Below are 16,901 nucleotides of genomic sequence, written 5' to 3'. Positions count from 1 at the left end.
CCCCTCTCCTTAACGTCCCAGATAGACGTCAATTACCTGTTCATTGGCCTGTACCTCGCGAAGCGAACCTTCCGCCAGTACCCGCCCCTGATGCAGCACCGTGACGTGGTCGGCGATGGTCTCGACGAAGCCCATATCGTGCTCAACCACCATCAGCGAATGCTTGCCTGCCAGGGTTCGGAACAGCTCGGCTGTGTATTCCGTCTCTGCGTCGGTCATACCGGCGGCGGGTTCGTCCAGCAGCAACAGGTGCGGGTCCTGCACCAGCAGCATGCCGATCTCCAGAAACTGCTTCTGTCCGTGGGAAAGCAGTCCGGCACGGCGATCGCGCTCACTGCCAAGCCGCAGCAAAACCAGCATCTCGTCAATGCGGTCGCGCTGCTCGCCGCTGAGCGTGGCCCGCAGGCTCGCCCAGACGGACCTGTCGGCTTTCATGGCGATTTCGAGGTTTTCCCCTACGGTCAGCGCTTCAAACACGGTCGGCTTCTGGAACTTACGGCCAATGCCCTGACGGGCGATGGCCGCCGGTTCCAGGGCTGTCAGATCGATGGACTGATCGTAAATAGCTTTCCCGCTTTTTGGCCGGGTTTTGCCGGTGATCACGTCCATCAGCGTGGTTTTACCGGCGCCGTTAGGGCCAATGATGCAGCGCAATTCTCCGACGCCGATATTCAGCGAAAGATCGGTCAACGCCTGAAAACCGTCGAAACTGACGTTAATGGCCTCGAGCTGCAACACCGGATCGGTCTGCTCACGGTAACGATCGCCCGGTAGCTGGCGGGTAAAGAGTCCTTCAGAGGGCTGCATTAATTCTCTCCCTTACGAAACAGACCGAACACGCCGCGTGGTAAAAACAGCGTCACGGCGATGAAAATCAGCCCCAGAAACAGCTGCCAGTACTCCGGCATCGCCACGGTGAAAAAGCTCTTCGCACCGTTGACGAGCGCCGCGCCCATCACCGGGCCCACCAGCGTGCCGCGGCCGCCCAGCGCCACCCAGATGGCCGCTTCAATCGAGTTGGTCGGCGACATTTCACCCGGGTTGATAATACCCACCTGCGGAACGTACAGCGCCCCCGCCAGGCCACACAGCACGGCGGAAAGCGTCCAGACCAGCAGCTTGAAACCGCGCGGATCGTAGCCGCAGAACGTCAGACGGTTTTCCGCATCGCGCACCGCCGTTAAAATGCGGCCAAATTTACTCTTCGCCAGCGCGTAGCCTGTGCCCAGGGCCAGCAGCAGCAGCATGACCGTTGCGAGAAACAGCGCGATCCGCGTGGTAGTCGCCGTGACGGAAAACCCGAGCAGCGTGGTAAAGCCGGTAAAGCCGTTATTGCCGCCAAAGCCGGTTTCGTTGCGAAAGAACAGCAGCATGCCCGCATAGGTCAGCGCCTGGGTCATGATGGAGAAATAGACCCCTTTGATCTTCGAGCGGAAAGCAAACCAGCCGAAGACCAGCGCCAGCAGGCCGGGGATCGTCACAATTAACACCAGAGCCCAGGCAAAATGCTGCGTTCCCCACCAGAACCAGGGCAGTTCGCTCCACGAGAGAAACGACATAAACGCGGGCAGCCCATCCCCGGCCGCCTGGCGCATCAGGTACATGCCCATCGCATAGCCGCCCAGGGCGAAGAATATGCCGTGCCCCAGCGAGAGCATACCGGCATAGCCCCAGACCAGATCGAGTGCCACGGCGACAACTGCGTAGCAGAGGATCTTGCCGATGAGCGTCAACATCCACGTAGAAACGGCCAGCGGATGCGTTGCGGGTAACAGCGCGAGAAAAGGCAGCACCAGCAGCGCCGCAACCAGCAGACTGCCGAAGATTTGCGTGGTGCGCGGTGCCCTGCGCGCCAGTGTTAAGGTCAATGGCTGGCTCATCAGTCTGTCACCCTCCCTTTAAGTGCGAATAACCCCTGCGGACGTTTCTGGATAAACAGAATGATCGCCACCAGAATCAGTATCTTGCCCAGCACGGCACCCATCTGCGGTTCAAGAATTTTATTGAAGATCCCCAGACCAAAGGCCGCCGCGACGCTACCGGCCAGCTGGCCGACGCCGCCGAGCACCACCACCAGGAATGAATCGATGATGTAACCCTGGCCCAGCTCCGGTCCCACGTTCCCCAGTTGGGATAACGCCACGCCGCCCAGCCCGGCAATGCCGGACCCGAGGCCAAACGCCAGCATATCTACCCGTCCGGTGGGAACGCCGCAGCAGGCCGCCATGCTGCGGTTTTGCGTCACCGCCCGCACGTTCAGACCCAGACCCGTTTTGTTCAGAATGAGCCAGGTGAAGAACAGCACCAGCAGTACAAAGCCGAGCACCACAATACGGTTCCAGGGCAGCGTCAGGTTGGCGAAAACCTGCACCCCGCCGGACAGCCAGGCCGGGTTAGCGACCTCAAGGTTCTGGGCGCCAAAGGTCATGCGGACCAGCTGGATAAGCATCAGGCTGATCCCCCAGGTGGCGAGCAGGGTTTCCAGCGGGCGGCCATACAGATGGCGGATCACCGTGCGCTCCAGCACCATCCCGATACCTGCCGTCAGGCAAAACGCCACCGGCAGCGCCACCACCGGATAGAACGCCAGCCACTGAGGCATCCACTGCGCCATAACCTGCTGCACCATCCAGGTGGCATACGCCCCGAGCATCAGCATTTCGCCGTGGGCCATGTTAATCACCCCCAGCAGACCATAGGTGATAGCCAGCCCGAGCGCGGCCAGCAAGAGTACCGATCCCAACGACAGGCCCATGAAGGCCTGCCCCAGCAGTTCGCCCCACATCAGCCGGTGCTGAATACGGTCCAGGCTCTCAGCGGCGGCGGCACGTACCCGTGCGTCCGGCTCGGTTTGCGCCCGGGTGAATGGCGTCAGCGTGGCCTGCACGTCCGGATCGTCAGACTGTCCCAGCAGTTCAACCGCGTTAAGGCGCGTTTCCGCCTGCGGACTCGCCAGCTGAAGATTTGCCAGCGCCAGCCTCAGCGACTGTCGGGTGACGTCGTCCGTTTCGCGATTAGCCCGCTGTTGCAGAAACCCGAGCATATCCGGCTGGGCGTCACGCTGAAGCTGCCGCGCGGCATGACGTCTTTCGGTGACACTGTCACTGACAAGCTGATGCGTCGCCAGCGCCGTGACGGTTAACACGCGCAGCCGGTTGGTCAGTCGCACGGCTTTGGTCGTTCCTTCGGCGCTCTTTGCCGCGCCCAGGGCCACCATTTCACCGTCGATGCGGGTAAAAGCCTTCTTCTGGCTGTCGGTGTAGAGGTTCTCTTGTTGCAGCGCTTTAAGCAGCGGCAAGCGTGCAGGTTCCGGCGTGGCTGCCCAGCGGGTCAGCATGGAGGTTTGCTGGCTGCGGCTAGCGGCAACGAAATCATCGGCATCCGATGCCTGCGCCATCCCTGGCAGCAGTCCGGTAAGCCACACAATCGCAATCATCATGCGCATGGCGTTCATGACGTCTCTCCCTGGTGGTGGCTTAGTTGCTGGCGGTTTTCATCGGCTGGTCAGGCTTTTTGTCATTCCCGGCGATAAACGGGCTCCACGGCTGAGCGCGTACCGGCTGTTCGGTTTGCCAGACGACGTTGAACTGGCCGTTGCCTTCGATTTCACCAATCATGACGGGCTTATGCAGGTGGTGGTTGGTGGCATCCATGGTCAGCGTAAAGCCGGATGGCGCGTTGAACGACTGGCCCGCCATTGCCGCGCGCACTTTGTCCACGTTGGTTGTCCCCGCTTTTTCAACCGCCTGCGCCCACATATGCAGGCCGACATAGGTCGCTTCCATCGGATCGTTGGTGACGACGGTATCGGCATTCGGCAGCTTATGGGCTTTCGCGTAAGCTTTGTAGGCCGCGACAAAGGTCTGGTTGGTCGGGTTATCGACGGATTCAAAGTAGTTCCACGCCGCCAGGTTACCCACCAGCGGTTTGGTATCAATGCCGCGCAGTTCCTCCTCGCCCACCGAGAACGCCACAACCGGCACGTCCGTGGCTTTCAGCCCCTGGTTCGCCAGCTCTTTATAGAAAGGCACGTTGGAATCACCGTTGATGGTGGAGACCACCGCCGTTTTACCGCCCGCAGAGAATTTCTTGATACTGGCGACGATGGTCTGGTAATCGCTATGACCAAACGGGGTGTAGACCTCTTCAATATCTTTATCTTCCACGCCTTTCGAGTGCAGGAAGGCGCGCAGGATCTTGTTCGTGGTGCGCGGGTAAACGTAGTCCGTTCCCAGCAGGAAGAAGCGTTTCGCGCTGCCGCCGTCCTCGCTCATCAGGTACTCCACCGCCGGGATCGCCTGCTGGTTAGGCGCCGCGCCGGTATAGAAGACGTTAGGTGACATCTCTTCACCTTCGTACTGCACCGGATAGAACAGCAAACCGTTCAGCTCCTCAAAAATCGGCAGAACCGATTTACGCGATACGGAGGTCCAGCAGCCAAACACCACGGCGACCTTATCCTGGCTCAGAAGCTGGCGGGCCTTTTCGGCAAACAGCGGCCAGTTGGAGGCCGGGTCAACCACCACCGGCTCCAGCTTTTTCCCGAGCACGCCGCCTTTGGCGTTAATTTCATCGATGGTCATCAGGGCGACATCTTTCAGGGGCGTTTCTGAAATGGCCATCGTGCCGGAGAGTGAGTGCATGATCCCGACTTTAATGGTCTCTGCGGCCTGGACGCCAAAACTGACCCCCATGGCGACCACGGAGGCGGACAAGGCGAACGCTTTTATAAAGGTACGACGGTGCATATTTTCACTCCTGAAAAAGAAAGCTGTGCGAAGACGTCCGTTACCGCCCGGACGCAGAAAAAGTAACGTCAGTTTCAGGAGAGCAAAAAGGGTGCCAGGTTGCAGAGGCAGGATTTAAACGGGTTCGAAGAGAGGATTTACGGTAAACGACTCAGAATGGTACAGCGCTGCACTGTAATAATGCAGCGCTGTGAACGGCGTTACCAGACGTCGCTGGCGATTTGCGTCACCAGGCGAATTTTATCCCACTGCTGGGCTTCGCTCAGGCTGTTACCCTCTTCCGTGGAGGCAAATCCGCACTGCGGGCTGAGGCAAATCTGCTCTTTCGCCACGTAGCGCGCAGCCTCTTCCAGACGCGCTTTCACCCCTTCCGGGTTCTCCAGTTCACCGTGCTTGGTGGTGATCAGCCCCAGCACCACCTGCTGTTTACCCGGGCGCACAAAACGCAGTGGCGCAAAGTCGCCGCTACGGTCGTTGTCGTACTCCAGGAAGAACGCGTCGACGTTCACCGTGCCGAACAGCACCTCCGCCACCGGCTCATAGCCGCCTTCGGAAATCCAGGTTGAGCGGAAGTTGCCGCGGCAGACGTGCAGCCCGATGGTCAGGTCGTCCGGTTTGCCCTCCAGCGCCTTATTCAGCACCCGGGCATAGGTTCGGGCAAGTTCGTCTGCATCGTCACCGCGCTCGCGGATCTGGCGGCGCTGGTCTTCTGAACAAAGGTAGGCCCAGACGGTATCATCCAGTTGCAGATAGCGGCAGCCTGCATCGTAAAAGGCCCGAATGGCATCGCGCCAGGTTGTCGCCAGATCGTCAAAGTAATCCTTCAGATCCGGGTAGACCGTGGCATCAATATCCTTGCGGCCACCGCGGAAGTGCAGCACGCTCGGGCTCGGAATGGTCATCTTCGGCTGTGCGTTACCGCTGATGCTTTTGAGGTAGCGAAAATCTTCCAGCATAGGATGATCGCCGAAGCCCAGTTTGCCCGTTACGCGCACGCCGTGGGCTTTGGTCTGCACCCCGTTGAACTGAATGCCCTGCTGCGAATCATAACGCTCTACGCCCTGTAGCCCGTCAAAGAAGTCAAAGTGCCACCAGGCGCGGCGGAATTCACCGTCCGTTACCACATGCAGACCGCAGGCGCACTGCTGTTCGACAACATGGCGAATGGCCTCGTCCTCAACCGCGCGAAGCTGACCGGCATCGATCTCACCGCTGGCAAATTGCAGACGGGCCTGTTTAACAGAGTCCGGGCGTAAAAAACTGCCGACTACATCGGCGCGGTACGGGGCGTGGTGTCGCTGCATGGAAATCTCCTCTGTCTGTCGGCGTTAATTGCCCACAGTGATAATTCATCTCTTGAACATTTAGACTTCTGGATGTCTAAACGTCCTAAAAAGATGTCATACCGGCTCGCCGCCGACAAACGAGAAAATTTCATCTGTGATGAAATAAATTCATGTTCACAGGGCGGGCGATGAAGATCCTGCAAACGCGAACCGCTCATCTTCCCAGCCGGTCATGCCCCCGAGCATAATCTTAACCGGCAGACCCAGACGCGCCAGCTTCAGCGCCGCCCTGTCCGCCCCGTTGCAGTGCGGGCCTGCACAATAGACGACAAACAGCGTGCCCTCTGGCCACGCTGTCATCCGCTCGGCGGTGATCTGGCTCCAGGGTAAATGCAGCGCGCCGGGCAGATGCCGCCGGGCAAAATGTTCAGGCTTCCCGACAACGTGCAGCAGAACAAAGTCCTGCTCACCGCTGGATACCGCGTGATGGACATCGGCGCAGTCCGTCTCGACGCTCAGACGACGCAGAAAATGCCCCACGGCTTCCTGCGGCTCAGCAGCCGGAAATTCAGTAACATAGCTCATGAATCTTCCTCATTTGTGGTGTTTGTGTTAACACTACTCTATCCCTTAATTCAGAACATGAATGCGTCCGCCTATGCCAGAAAACAGCAAAAAGATGACAAACTTAAGACATCCCTCGCCGCGCGCGGTCGTGCTGGCATATGACGGTTTATGTACCTTTGAGTTTGGCGTGGCGGTAGAAATCTTTGGCTTGCCGCGCCCGGAGATGGGCGATGACTGGTATCAGTTCGCCGTGGCGAGCGTGGATGGCGGCGAGCTCCGGGCAACGGGCGGGATCCGTATTCTGGCCGACGGCGATCTGCGTCTGCTTGAAACGGCGGATCTGGTTGTTGTACCCGGCTGGCGAGGGCTGGATGAACCCGTACCCGAAGCGCTCTGCCAGGCGCTCCGCGCGGCGCATGCCCGCGGCTGCCAGCTACTCTCGATCTGTTCTGGCGTTTTCGTTCTGGCAGCCTCAGGCCTGCTTAACGGGCGGAAGGCAACCACCCACTGGCGCTACACGCAAGCTCTGAAAACACGCTTTCCCGCCATCACCGTGGTCGAAGATGTGCTCTACCAGGACGAAGGCGATATTCTCACTTCCGCCGGCAGCGCCGCGGGGATTGATCTGTGTCTGCACGTGGTGCGCCGGAATTACGGTATGGAGGCAGCAAACCGCGTGGCGCGTCGACTGGTGATCCCGCCCCATCGGGACGGCTCGCAAACCCAGCAACTTAGCCGACCGGTGGCTCAGTTGCGGGAGAGCCAGCGCCTGGGCCAGCTGTTCGATTATCTTCACCAGCATCTGGCCGTTTCCCATACCGTCGAATCGCTGGCCCTGCGGGTGGGTATGAGTCAACGCACCTTTCTGCGCCGTTTCCAGGACGCGACCGGGACAACGCCCGCGCGCTGGTTATTGACTGCGCGATTGCAGCGGGCAAAAGATTATCTCGAAAACAGTCGGCTCAGCATTGATAATATTGCGGAACAAACCGGATTTGGACAAAGCGCCACGCTGCGCCACCATTTCCGGCAGCAATTTGCGCTTTCGCCCGCGCAATATCGCAAACAATTTTTACAGCCGGTACGATAAACGGGCAAAAAAAACCGCCATAATCTGGCGGTAAATGCTTGCATGGATAGATTTGTATTTTGGTATCTACGCTCCGGTATTCCCTACCGGGATGTGGATCACCAGCAATCTACCACTGTGAGCCTCAACGAAGCATAAACGAATCGATTAACCCGCTTTGGTATTAATTTGCAGATAACGCATCAGCCCCTGATCTGCACTCTGGCGGGCATCATCATTAATCGCTTCGAGATAAAACGCACGAGAGACCCCATACGGTGCCTGCTCGGGTGGGTAAACGGCGAACTGGAAGGTTTTGCCTCTCGCCTTATTGGTACAGCCCAGCTCCCAGCGATCTTCACTTACCTGGGTGCTATTACATTCGACACGTCCGTAATCGCTGGTTAAATACGATCCGACACGGCTTTTTGCTGACTGAATATATTCTGGTTCTTCATTTGAATAGATGCTGGCCGCAGCACCCACCGCAACCACTACGCCCAGAAGTGATAGCACGATTATTTTTTTCATTTATTCGATCCAATCCTTAGCCAGAAAAATCTTATTGTAAATGATTTCCCAATAAATCTAGTTGCTCTTTGCATACCAGAAATGGGAGTTTACAACGTCGATATCGCTTTTAAGAATAGTCTTAAGCGCATTTTATTGCGACCACAATTTTTGACACTCTATTTTCTCAAATTTAAAGAGTCGAATAATTACTCTATGAAATTATCCCTACGATGACCGTAGCGTATTTTCAGGGGATAAATGATGTTCAGAAAAGAATTTTCGCTACTGCTGGTGATTAGCGCCCTGTTCTCAGGACAGATTATGGCGGAGCACAAAGGGCATGAATTTGTGTATGTGAAAAACGCCGACCATCAGCTTCGTCATGAAGCTGACAGCGACGAGTTACGCAGCGCGGCTGAGGAGTCTGCGGAGGGGTTGCGCGAGCACCATGCCTGGCAGAAATCGCGCAAACCGGATACCCACTCTGCGGGTTAGCTGCCTTTACGCTTCGGCAGGGTCTTCATCAAATCGTCAGGGCTGACGGAGGCCACAATGCTTCCCGGCGGCGGCGTTTTGAAGATGTGATTCTTCATCTTGCCGATAACGTGCATTTCACACGGACGGCAGTCAAACTTCAGCGTCAGCACTTCATCGCCATTCACCAGCTGCATCGGCGTCGCTTTCCAGCTTTTAATATTGCCTTTCGCCTGTTTCGGACAAAGGTTAAAAGCAAACCGCAGGCAGTGTTTGGTGATCATCACCGGCACATCGCCCTTCTCTTCATGCGCTTCATACGCGGCGTCAATCAGCTGCACGCCGTGACGATGATAAAACGCACGCGCTTTGTGGTTGTATACGTTCGCGAGGAAAGAAAGATGCGTGTCCGGGTAGACCGGCGCAGGCACCGCTTCGGCCTTACGGCTGCCGCGCGAATAGTTTGCCAGGCGTACTTCATCCAGCATCTCGGCCGTTTCACGGCGGAACTGGTTCAGCAGGCTGTTCGGCACGAACAGCGCGTCCGGCAGATTCACCTCAATATTGCGCGCGTAATAAATGGTCTGCCCCAGCTTCGCCACGCCATCCTTGAGGTTGTTGAGCGCTTTCTCCGCATTGTTCGCCACCTCGAACAGGCCGTCGAGCGTATGCGTCACGCTGATGCCGTCTTCGCAGGTCATGGTCAGGATCAGCTGCTCTTCCCAGCCCCCCAGCGCGATATCCACCGCAATGCGGCGCTCGCTGGAGGTCTTGAGCAAGGCCTGCTGCCAGTTGTGATCCAGGTTACGGTTAAGCGCCGCATTAGGACGGGCTTTGTAGAGATCGGCAGGCATTTCGTTCGGCCAGACGCGATAGCGATTTTCGCCGGTTTTCTCCACCGTATTGGCGCGGAAACCCACTACTTCACGTTTGATCATCACGTTGAGACCATCGCCGTTCGCCAGCGGCTCTGTCACCTGAACGTCAAGATGATCTTTCGCCACTTTCAGCACTTCACCCACCGGCAGGCCGATAAACTTCGGTGAGTCGAACGCGCCAATATCCCCTTTACGGGCATTCACGAAATAGTCCGTGCTGCCGCGGTGGAAGGTTTTGTCCGTAGACGGAATAAAGAAATGCTCTGTACGCCCGGCGGAGGCGCGCGCCAGATCACCGCGATCGTCGATGATGGCATCCAGCATCTGACGATAATGGGCGGTGATATTTTTCACGTAGCTCATGTCCTTGTAGCGCCCTTCAATTTTGAAGGAGCGTACGCCAGCATCGATCAGCGCACCGAGGTTCGCCGTCTGGTCGTTATCTTTCATCGACAGCAGGTGTTTTTCGAATGCCACCACGCGGCCCTGATCGTCTTTCAGGGTATACGGCAGACGGCAGGCCTGAGAGCAGTCGCCCCGGTTAGCGCTGCGCCCCGTCTGGGCGTGAGAGATATTACACTGCCCGGAATAGGCCACACACAGCGCACCGTGGATAAAGAATTCAATGGTCGCGTCGGTCGCCTGATGGATATCGCGGATCTGGTTCAGGTTCAGCTCGCGCGCCAGCACAATCTGCGTAAACCCGACGTCCGAAAGAAACTTCGCCTTCTCGACGGTGCGGATATCGCACTGAGTGCTGGCGTGCAGCTCAATCGGCGGGATATCCAGTTCCAGAACACCCATATCCTGAACGATCAGGGCGTCAACACCGGTCTGGTAGAGATCGGTGATCAGACGCTGCGCGGGCTCCAGCTCATCATCATGAAGAATGGTGTTCAGGGTCACAAACACCTTCGCCTCGAAACGGTGAGCGAACGGTACCAGCTCGGCAATGTCGCGCAGGCTGTTGCTGGCGTTATGCCGGGCACCGAAGCCAGGGCCGCCAATGTAGACGGCATCCGCACCGTGAAGAATGGCTTCACGGGCAATGGCGGCGTCGCGGGCCGGGCTTAGCAGTTCAAGATGATGGGAGTGCAGGCGCATACTTCGTCGTTATCCGTTATGGTCAAAATGGCGGCTATTGTAGTCAGAAGTCTGTGTCAGTGAAACCGTTTTGCGACGCTTTAGCGGGGATAATGGATCAGGGAGTGAAAATGCACCGTACAGGCGCTGCTGTTGCGGTACGCGTGCAGTTTATCGCCGGCAAAACGCACGCCGGAATCAGCGTATATTGTGCGCCAGACACCGTCGATCTGCATATCCAGCTCACCGCTTATCACCACCACATGTTCGATCACCCCGGCTTCGTGCGGCGTGGACTCGCTCAGCGCGCCGGGCGACAGGGTGATGGAGAAATGGTCGAACTTAAGCTGTTCATCCCAGGGGAAAAGCGGTTTCACCACCATCGCCTGCTGCTGCGGATCGAATACCGCCTGCGGTTCGCTTTCTGGAGTGATAAACGCCGAAAAAGGTACGTTCAGCCCGGTGGCGATTTTCCACAAGGTAGAGACCGTCGGGCTGGACTCATTGCGTTCGATTTGCCCAAGCATTGCTTTCGACACGCCCGTCTCTTCCGCCAGTTTTGACAGGCTCCAGCCCCGCGCCTGACGCAGCGCTTTCAGTGTGATTGCCAGGTGTTGAGTGATATCCATAGTTCCTCCCGTTGCGGTAAAGCATACCACTTGTACGCTATAGCGCACAGTGATACCTTATCCCGGACGTTATAACGCACAACGGAGTTTCCATGCGATCGACTGCCTCTCTCTTTCCTGCCGTGCTGGCCGGTTTTGTTGCCGTTCTGGTGGGCTATGCCAGCTCTGCCGCCATTATCTGGCAGGCGGCTGCGGCGGCTGGCGCCAGTACACAGCAAATCGCCGGATGGATGACCGCGCTAGGGCTCGGGATGGGGATCAGCACGCTGGCATTGTCGTGGTGGTATAAAGCCCCCGTGCTGACCGCCTGGTCGACTCCTGGCGCGGCGTTGCTCGCCACCAGCCTGCATGGCGTGACGCTGGCGGAAACCATCGGGGTATTTATATTCGCGAATACGCTGATTCTGCTGTGCGGCGTCACCGGCCTGTTTGCCCGGTTGATGAAACTGATCCCGCACTCGCTTGCCGCCGCTATGCTGGCGGGCGTGCTGTTACAGTTTGGCCTGAAGGCATTCAGCAATCTTGAGGGACACATTTTTCTTTGCGGCAGTATGCTGGCCGCCTGGCTGGTGGCCAAAGCCGTAGCGCCCCGGTACGCCATTGTCGCCACGCTGCTGGTGGGCGTGTTCGTTGCCTGGGCTGGAGGTGACGTTGTCACGAACAGAATGACGTTATCGGTCATCATGCCGGAATTCATTGCCCCTGCGTTCACCTTCACCAGCCTGATCAGCATCGGCTTACCCTTCTTCCTGGTGACCATGGCGTCGCAGAATGCGCCCGGCTTCGCCACCATGCAGGCATCGGGCTATCCGCTGGCGGTCTCACCGCTGATCGTTGCCACAGGCGGGCTGGCGCTGCTGTTGTCCCCGTTCGGCGTCTATTCTATATGCATCGCCGCCATCACCGCCGCCATCTGCCAGAGCCCGGACGCCCACCCGGATGCCAGTAAACGCTGGCTGGCTGCGGCGGCCGCAGGTGGGTTTTATCTGCTGGCGGGGGTGTTCGGCGGGTCGATTTCGGGGCTGATGGCCGCCCTGCCGCTGAGCGGCATCCAGACGCTGGCCGGGCTGGCCCTGCTCGGCACTATCAGCGGGAGTTTGTATCAGGCACTGAATCATGAAGCAGAGCGCGACGCGGCGATCGTCACCTTCCTGATGACCGCCAGCGGCGTCACGCTCCTGGGGATTGGCTCCGCCTTCTGGGGGTTGGTGTTGGGAGGGATCTGTTACGCCGTCTTCTCACGCCTTCGCCGCGCGTAGCTGTGACGGCGTAATGCCGGTCATGCTGCGAAAACGGTTACTGAAATGGCTGGCGGAGTTAAATCCGCAGGCCAGCGCGATGTCGGTGAGCGGCGTGGTCGTGTGCTGCACCATCGCTTTGGCCTTCTCCATGCGGCGCTGCATGACGTACTGATGCGGCGCCAGGCCCATCGACTGGCGGAACATCCGCGCAAAGTGATACTCACTGAGTGCGGCCTGGCCCGCCAGTTCCGCCAGCGTTAAGGGTTGCGCCAGGTTTTCCTCGATAAAGGCCAGCACGTTGCGCAGCACAAACGGCGATAACCCGCCGGTCACTACCGGCAGCTTCCACTGTACGCTGGAATAGTGCTGGACTAAATGCGTCAGCAATAAGGTCGACGCGGTGCTCAGGGTGAGCTGATTGGCGTTTTGCTGCCAGTCGCAGCCGAGCAAAAACTGGCGATAAAGGGCGGTGATTTTCGGATCGCTGCCGAATATTTTTTCCTCCAGCGTCAGCGATAGCGGTCGTTTATCCCAGATTTTCTCCCCCACGTCCCGCAGGTGTTCATCGGTGCAGTAGAGGTGCACGAACGACAGGTCGTCACGAATATCCCACGTGGATTCGCTCTCTTCCGGCATCAGACAAAAACGATCCGGCCCACCGCCATTTTTCCAGCCACCCGGCGTTTTTTGATAGCTTTCATAGCCATCTGCCACGTACAGGCTAAGGGTGTGATGGTTGCTTTTCACGGTGATCGTGTCGTGCTTGTTGTACCACGCCGCCAGTTGAATGCCAGTATTGAGCGCGACGGTTTCCCGCAGCACCGCATTTTGTTGGCGTAACGTTTCAAAGGTGTCGTAAACGAGAGACATGGCCGTAAACAGGTGATTAATCAGACTGTCAGTCTAAGAAGTGTTGCAGCCTGTTACCAGCCATTGTGCGAGAAAAAAGCGCAAGAATTTGCAAGTCCGGCGCAAGGCGATGAAAGCAGGGCCCATCTTCTTTCGCCACACTGTTGTTTTTCGCGGTATGAGAAGAGAGAAACCATGAACGCATTACTCTATGGGCTGGTTGTTGTTATCTGGGGCACGACCTGGATCGCCATTTTTTTGCAACAGGGGCCGGTTGCAGCGCCGGTCTCCATTTTCTGGCGCTTCGCCGTGGCCAGCGCCACGATGATGATCGTCCTGGTCGCCCTTCGCCGCCTGCGCAGGCTGGCGCTGCGGGATCATCTCTACTGCATGCTACAGGGCTGCTGCGTTTTCTGTTTCAACTTCTGGTGCTTTTACACCGCCGCCGCCCATATTAATACCGGCCTTGAGTCGGTGATTTTCTCGATGGCCGTGCTGTATAACGCCATCAACAGCTTTATCTTCTTCGGCCAGCGTCCACCCGCACGCTTCTGGACGGCGGCAGCGCTGGGGCTTATCGGGATCATTACCCTGTTCTGGAACGATCTGCTCGCCAGCGGCTGGAGCGCGTCGTTGCTTACGGGCATCGGGCTTTCCGCCCTCGGCACCTACGGCTTCTCGCTGGGGAATATGATCAGCATGCGTCATCAGCGAAACGGGCTGGAAACCATGACCACCAACGCCTGGGCGATGCTGTATGGCACCGTCGTGATGGGACTTATCGCCCTCTTCAGAGGCGATAACTTTATGCCGGAATGGACGGTGAGCTATATGGGGGCGCTGCTCTATCTTGCGCTGTTTGGCTCGGTGATTGCCTTCGGCGCCTACTTTACGCTGGTAGGCCGCATTGGTCCCGGTAAAGCCGCCTACAGCACCCTGCTGTTCCCGCTGGTGGCGCTGTCGATTTCAACGGTGTACGAGGGTTACGTGTGGCATCTCAACGGGATCGTCGGCCTGTTGTTGATACTGGGGGGGAATATGGTGATGTTTACGAAGCCGGAAACCTGGTTCCGCCGCCTGCGGACGGCATAAAAAAACGGCCTGCGAAAATGCAGGCCTTTTTTTATTAATTTGCTGTCTGATGAACATCAAACATAGTGGCATCCGTTGCCATGTCATCCACAACCTGCTTCAGGGTGCCGAAGCCCATTGGCGTATTCTCGTTCGCCAGCTCTTTCCCTTCCCCCTTACGAACAACCTTAATCACCGGTTTGTTCGTAGCCGCGTCGATTAACTCACCTTCGAAGAACAGATGCGTATCCATGGTACGATGGCCCGTGGCCATCTGCGTACCCGCAACCAGCAGCGCGACAGGCACCACTTCATAGAACTGCAAACCTTCTTTGTCTGAGCTCACACCCGTGATGGCGCCGCGGAAGATCAGGCTATGTTTGCCCGGCGTCGTCACAATCGGCTTACGCTGGCCAATCGCGGTTTTCAGTTTGGTATTGGTATAATTCAACAGCTCATCAAGCGTTTTTTGCCCAAGCTGAGTGGTCGGTTTTGGCGTCGGGTAATAGGTTATCGGCGTCCAGATAATGCTGTCATAATTCGCCTCATTATAAGAAGGATCAACCCAACGCAGGGTTGGCTTCCCGGTTGCAGATTTCATCTCCTGCAAGCCTGAGTAATCTTTTAAAAAGCCTGAATATTGATCGGGGGCTGCGACTTTTGACGCACAGCCTGAGAGGGCCAACAGACCAGAAAGCACTGCAACTTTAAAAAAAGTGTGAGTACGCATGATGGTATTCCATGTTATCTGCAAGTATGCACTTGAAGTTATAACAAAAAATGGGGCGATGTGTTGTGGCAAAAAATGACGAAGACAGCACAAATAGCGAAAAAACTGCCCGACCGAAACCGGGCAGTGAAAATTACTCTTTCAGGTCCACTTGCCAGAACAGGTGTTTGCCGAAGGGATCAATTTCATAGCCCGTGACCTCTTTACGGACTGGCTCAAAAATCGTTGAATGAGCAATCATTACCGCCGGCATTTGATCGTGCATCATCTGCTGCGCCTGCTTGTACAGCGCCACGCGTTTTTCGCGATCGGTTATCGATTTTGCTTCGGCAATCAGGTTATCAAACGGCTTATAACACCATTTCGCCGAATTCGACCCGCCGTTGGCGGACGTACAGGTAAACAGCGGGCCGAAGAAGTTATCCGGATCCCCCGTCGCCGTTGTCCAGCCCATCAGCGCAGCCTGATGCTCCCCGCCCTTCACGCGCTTCAGGTATTCGCCCCATTCGTAGGTCACGATTTTGGTCTGCACGCCAACTTTCGCCCAGTCCGCCTGGATCATCTCCGCCATACGCTTCGCGTTCGGGTTATACGGCCGCTGCACGGGCATGGCCCACAGATCGATGCTTACGCCGTTGGCAAACCCCGCCTCCTTTAACAGCGCTTTCGCTTTTTCTGGATCGTAATCGTAGTCTTTCAGCTCGCTGTCGGCACTCCAGACGCCAGGCGGCAGCAGGTTTTTTGCCGCCGTGCCGGTGCCGTGGAAGACCGCCTCAATGATGGCCGGTTTGTTAATCGCCATCGCCAGCGCCTGACGCACTTTTACGTTATCCAGCGGCGACTTTTGCGTGTTAAACGCCAGGAAACCGGTATTCAGACCGGCCTTGCTCATCAGGTTGATGTCTTTGTTAGCCTTCATACGCGGCAGGTCCGCCGGGTTCGGGAACGGCATCACCTGACACTCATTCTTCTCGACTTTGGCAAAACGTACCGAGGCGTCCGGCGTGATGGTGAACACCAGACGATCCAGCTTCGATTTTCCCTGCCAGTAGTCAGGGAAAGCGGTAAAGAGGATGCGGGAATCCTTCTGATATTGCGACAGCTTAAACGGCCCGGTGCCAATCGGCTGCATATCGACCTTTTCTGGCGTGCCCGCTTTCAGCATGGCATCGGCATACTCCGCCGACAGAATGGAGGCAAAGTACCACGCCAGGTCAGCGACAAACGGCGCTTCCGGATGCGCCAGGGTGAAGCGCACGGTGTGATCGTCAACTTTATCAATGGCGGTAATCAGGCTGCCGAACTCCAGACTTTCGAAGTTGGAATAACTGCCGTTGGAGACGTTATGGTAGGGATGATTGACATCCTTCTGGCGCATAAACGAGAAAATCACGTCGTCCGCGTTGAAGTCGCGCGTCGGCGTGAACAGCTTATTACTGTGGAATTTCACCCCTTTGCGCAGGTGGAAGGTGTAGACCTTGCCATCCTCGCTTACCTCCCAGCTTTCCGCCAGGCTCGGTACCAGTTCGGTAGTGCCCGGTTTGAAATCGACCAGACGGTTATAAACCGGTACGGCGCTGGCGTCCACGCTGGTCCCCGACGTATAGAGCTGAGGATTGAAATTTTCCGGCGATCCTTCGGAGCAATACACCAGCGTTTTTGCCGCGACGGTGGAACTGACCGTCAGTGCAGCAAGCGCCAGCGTTATCATTGTGAATGTGCTTTTCATCATTTATTCCTGTCTTTTTAATTCGACGGCTAAT

General features: G+C 57.2%; 16 protein-coding genes. 4 read left to right on the top strand and 12 right to left on the bottom strand.

Going from position 1 to position 16,901, the window contains the following annotated elements; all coding sequences use genetic code 11:
- Window positions 1–9: 9 nt before the first annotated feature.
- From urtD to ACOTX1_RS08240, 6 genes are all read right to left on the bottom strand, one after another.
- Entirely contained in the window at window positions 10–807 is a 798-nt protein-coding gene (urtD, locus tag ACOTX1_RS08265; RefSeq protein ID WP_015570541.1) for an urea ABC transporter ATP-binding protein UrtD, read from the bottom strand.
- A complete protein-coding gene (urtC, locus tag ACOTX1_RS08260) occupies window positions 807–1,880 on the bottom strand; it encodes an urea ABC transporter permease subunit UrtC (RefSeq protein ID WP_023314142.1) in 1,074 nt (357 codons plus the stop codon). The genes urtD and urtC overlap by 1 nt, the downstream gene beginning before the upstream one ends.
- Window positions 1,880–3,454: an urea ABC transporter permease subunit UrtB gene (gene urtB, locus ACOTX1_RS08255; protein WP_032667483.1), complete on the bottom strand. Its 1,575-nt coding sequence runs from the start codon at window positions 3,452–3,454 to the stop codon at window positions 1,880–1,882. The genes urtC and urtB overlap by 1 nt, the downstream gene beginning before the upstream one ends.
- A gap of 22 nt (window positions 3,455–3,476) precedes the next feature.
- Window positions 3,477–4,748: an urea ABC transporter substrate-binding protein gene (gene urtA, locus ACOTX1_RS08250; protein WP_023314140.1), complete on the bottom strand. Its 1,272-nt coding sequence runs from the start codon at window positions 4,746–4,748 to the stop codon at window positions 3,477–3,479.
- A 200-nt stretch (window positions 4,749–4,948) separates the two neighbouring features.
- A complete protein-coding gene (locus ACOTX1_RS08245; RefSeq protein WP_023314139.1) occupies window positions 4,949–6,052 on the bottom strand; it encodes a cobalamin-independent methionine synthase II family protein in 1,104 nt (367 codons plus the stop codon).
- A 156-nt stretch (window positions 6,053–6,208) separates the two neighbouring features.
- Window positions 6,209–6,619 carry a rhodanese-like domain-containing protein gene (locus ACOTX1_RS08240; RefSeq protein ID WP_003857206.1) on the bottom strand — a complete coding sequence of 137 codons (411 nt, stop codon included), beginning with the start codon at window positions 6,617–6,619 and terminating at the stop codon, window positions 6,209–6,211.
- Window positions 6,620–6,692: 73 nt separating this feature from the next.
- On the opposite strand from ACOTX1_RS08240, the gene ftrA reads away from it, so the two are divergent.
- Window positions 6,693–7,691, top strand: coding sequence for a transcriptional regulator FtrA (gene ftrA, locus ACOTX1_RS08235; protein ID WP_263522015.1), 999 nt, complete (start codon window positions 6,693–6,695; stop codon window positions 7,689–7,691).
- 147 nt (window positions 7,692–7,838) lie between these two features.
- Here ftrA and ACOTX1_RS08230 read toward each other — a convergent pair whose 3' ends face one another.
- The gene (locus tag ACOTX1_RS08230) at window positions 7,839–8,201 is read right to left on the bottom strand and encodes a hypothetical protein (RefSeq protein ID WP_003857209.1); all 363 of its coding nucleotides are present in this window, start codon (window positions 8,199–8,201) and stop codon (window positions 7,839–7,841) included.
- 243 nt (window positions 8,202–8,444) lie between these two features.
- On the opposite strand from ACOTX1_RS08230, the gene ACOTX1_RS08225 reads away from it, so the two are divergent.
- Entirely contained in the window at window positions 8,445–8,678 is a 234-nt protein-coding gene (locus ACOTX1_RS08225) for a DUF2554 family protein (protein ID WP_015570548.1), read from the top strand.
- On the opposite strand, the gene ACOTX1_RS08220 is transcribed toward ACOTX1_RS08225, so the two are convergent.
- Both ACOTX1_RS08220 and ACOTX1_RS08215 read right to left on the bottom strand, forming a co-directional pair.
- Window positions 8,675–10,639 carry a peptidase U32 family protein gene (locus ACOTX1_RS08220; RefSeq protein WP_023314137.1) on the bottom strand — a complete coding sequence of 655 codons (1,965 nt, stop codon included), beginning with the start codon at window positions 10,637–10,639 and terminating at the stop codon, window positions 8,675–8,677. The two genes, ACOTX1_RS08225 and ACOTX1_RS08220, sit on opposite strands and share 4 nt — an antisense overlap.
- An 80-nt stretch (window positions 10,640–10,719) precedes the next feature.
- On the bottom strand, window positions 10,720–11,247 hold the full coding sequence (locus ACOTX1_RS08215; RefSeq protein WP_023314136.1) for a helix-turn-helix domain-containing protein: 528 nt from the start codon (window positions 11,245–11,247) through the stop codon (window positions 10,720–10,722).
- A gap of 92 nt (window positions 11,248–11,339) precedes the next feature.
- On the opposite strand from ACOTX1_RS08215, the gene ACOTX1_RS08210 reads away from it, so the two are divergent.
- Complete coding sequence (locus ACOTX1_RS08210) at window positions 11,340–12,506, top strand: benzoate/H(+) symporter BenE family transporter (RefSeq protein ID WP_023314135.1); 1,167 nt, start codon at window positions 11,340–11,342, stop codon at window positions 12,504–12,506.
- On the opposite strand, the gene ACOTX1_RS08205 is transcribed toward ACOTX1_RS08210, so the two are convergent.
- Complete coding sequence (locus tag ACOTX1_RS08205; protein ID WP_003857218.1) at window positions 12,486–13,358, bottom strand: helix-turn-helix domain-containing protein; 873 nt, start codon at window positions 13,356–13,358, stop codon at window positions 12,486–12,488. The two genes, ACOTX1_RS08210 and ACOTX1_RS08205, sit on opposite strands and share 21 nt — an antisense overlap.
- A 174-nt stretch (window positions 13,359–13,532) precedes the next feature.
- On the opposite strand from ACOTX1_RS08205, the gene ACOTX1_RS08200 reads away from it, so the two are divergent.
- Window positions 13,533–14,429 carry a DMT family transporter gene (locus ACOTX1_RS08200; protein ID WP_003857219.1) on the top strand — a complete coding sequence of 299 codons (897 nt, stop codon included), beginning with the start codon at window positions 13,533–13,535 and terminating at the stop codon, window positions 14,427–14,429.
- 34 nt (window positions 14,430–14,463) lie between these two features.
- On the opposite strand, the gene ACOTX1_RS08195 is transcribed toward ACOTX1_RS08200, so the two are convergent.
- Both ACOTX1_RS08195 and ACOTX1_RS08190 read right to left on the bottom strand, forming a co-directional pair.
- Window positions 14,464–15,138 carry a DUF3313 domain-containing protein gene (locus ACOTX1_RS08195; protein WP_003857221.1) on the bottom strand — a complete coding sequence of 225 codons (675 nt, stop codon included), beginning with the start codon at window positions 15,136–15,138 and terminating at the stop codon, window positions 14,464–14,466.
- 133 nt (window positions 15,139–15,271) lie between these two features.
- Window positions 15,272–16,867, bottom strand: coding sequence for an ABC transporter substrate-binding protein (locus tag ACOTX1_RS08190; RefSeq protein WP_023314134.1), 1,596 nt, complete (start codon window positions 16,865–16,867; stop codon window positions 15,272–15,274).
- Window positions 16,868–16,901: the final 34 nt, after the last annotated feature.

The sequence above is a fragment of the Enterobacter cloacae complex sp. IR5401 genome (assembly GCF_049238425.1).
In the GTDB taxonomy this organism is placed as follows: Bacteria; Pseudomonadota; Gammaproteobacteria; order Enterobacterales; family Enterobacteriaceae; genus Enterobacter; species Enterobacter hormaechei_C.
The sequence above is the reverse complement of the archived record's forward strand: the minus strand, read 5'-3'. Positions and strand labels throughout refer to the sequence as shown.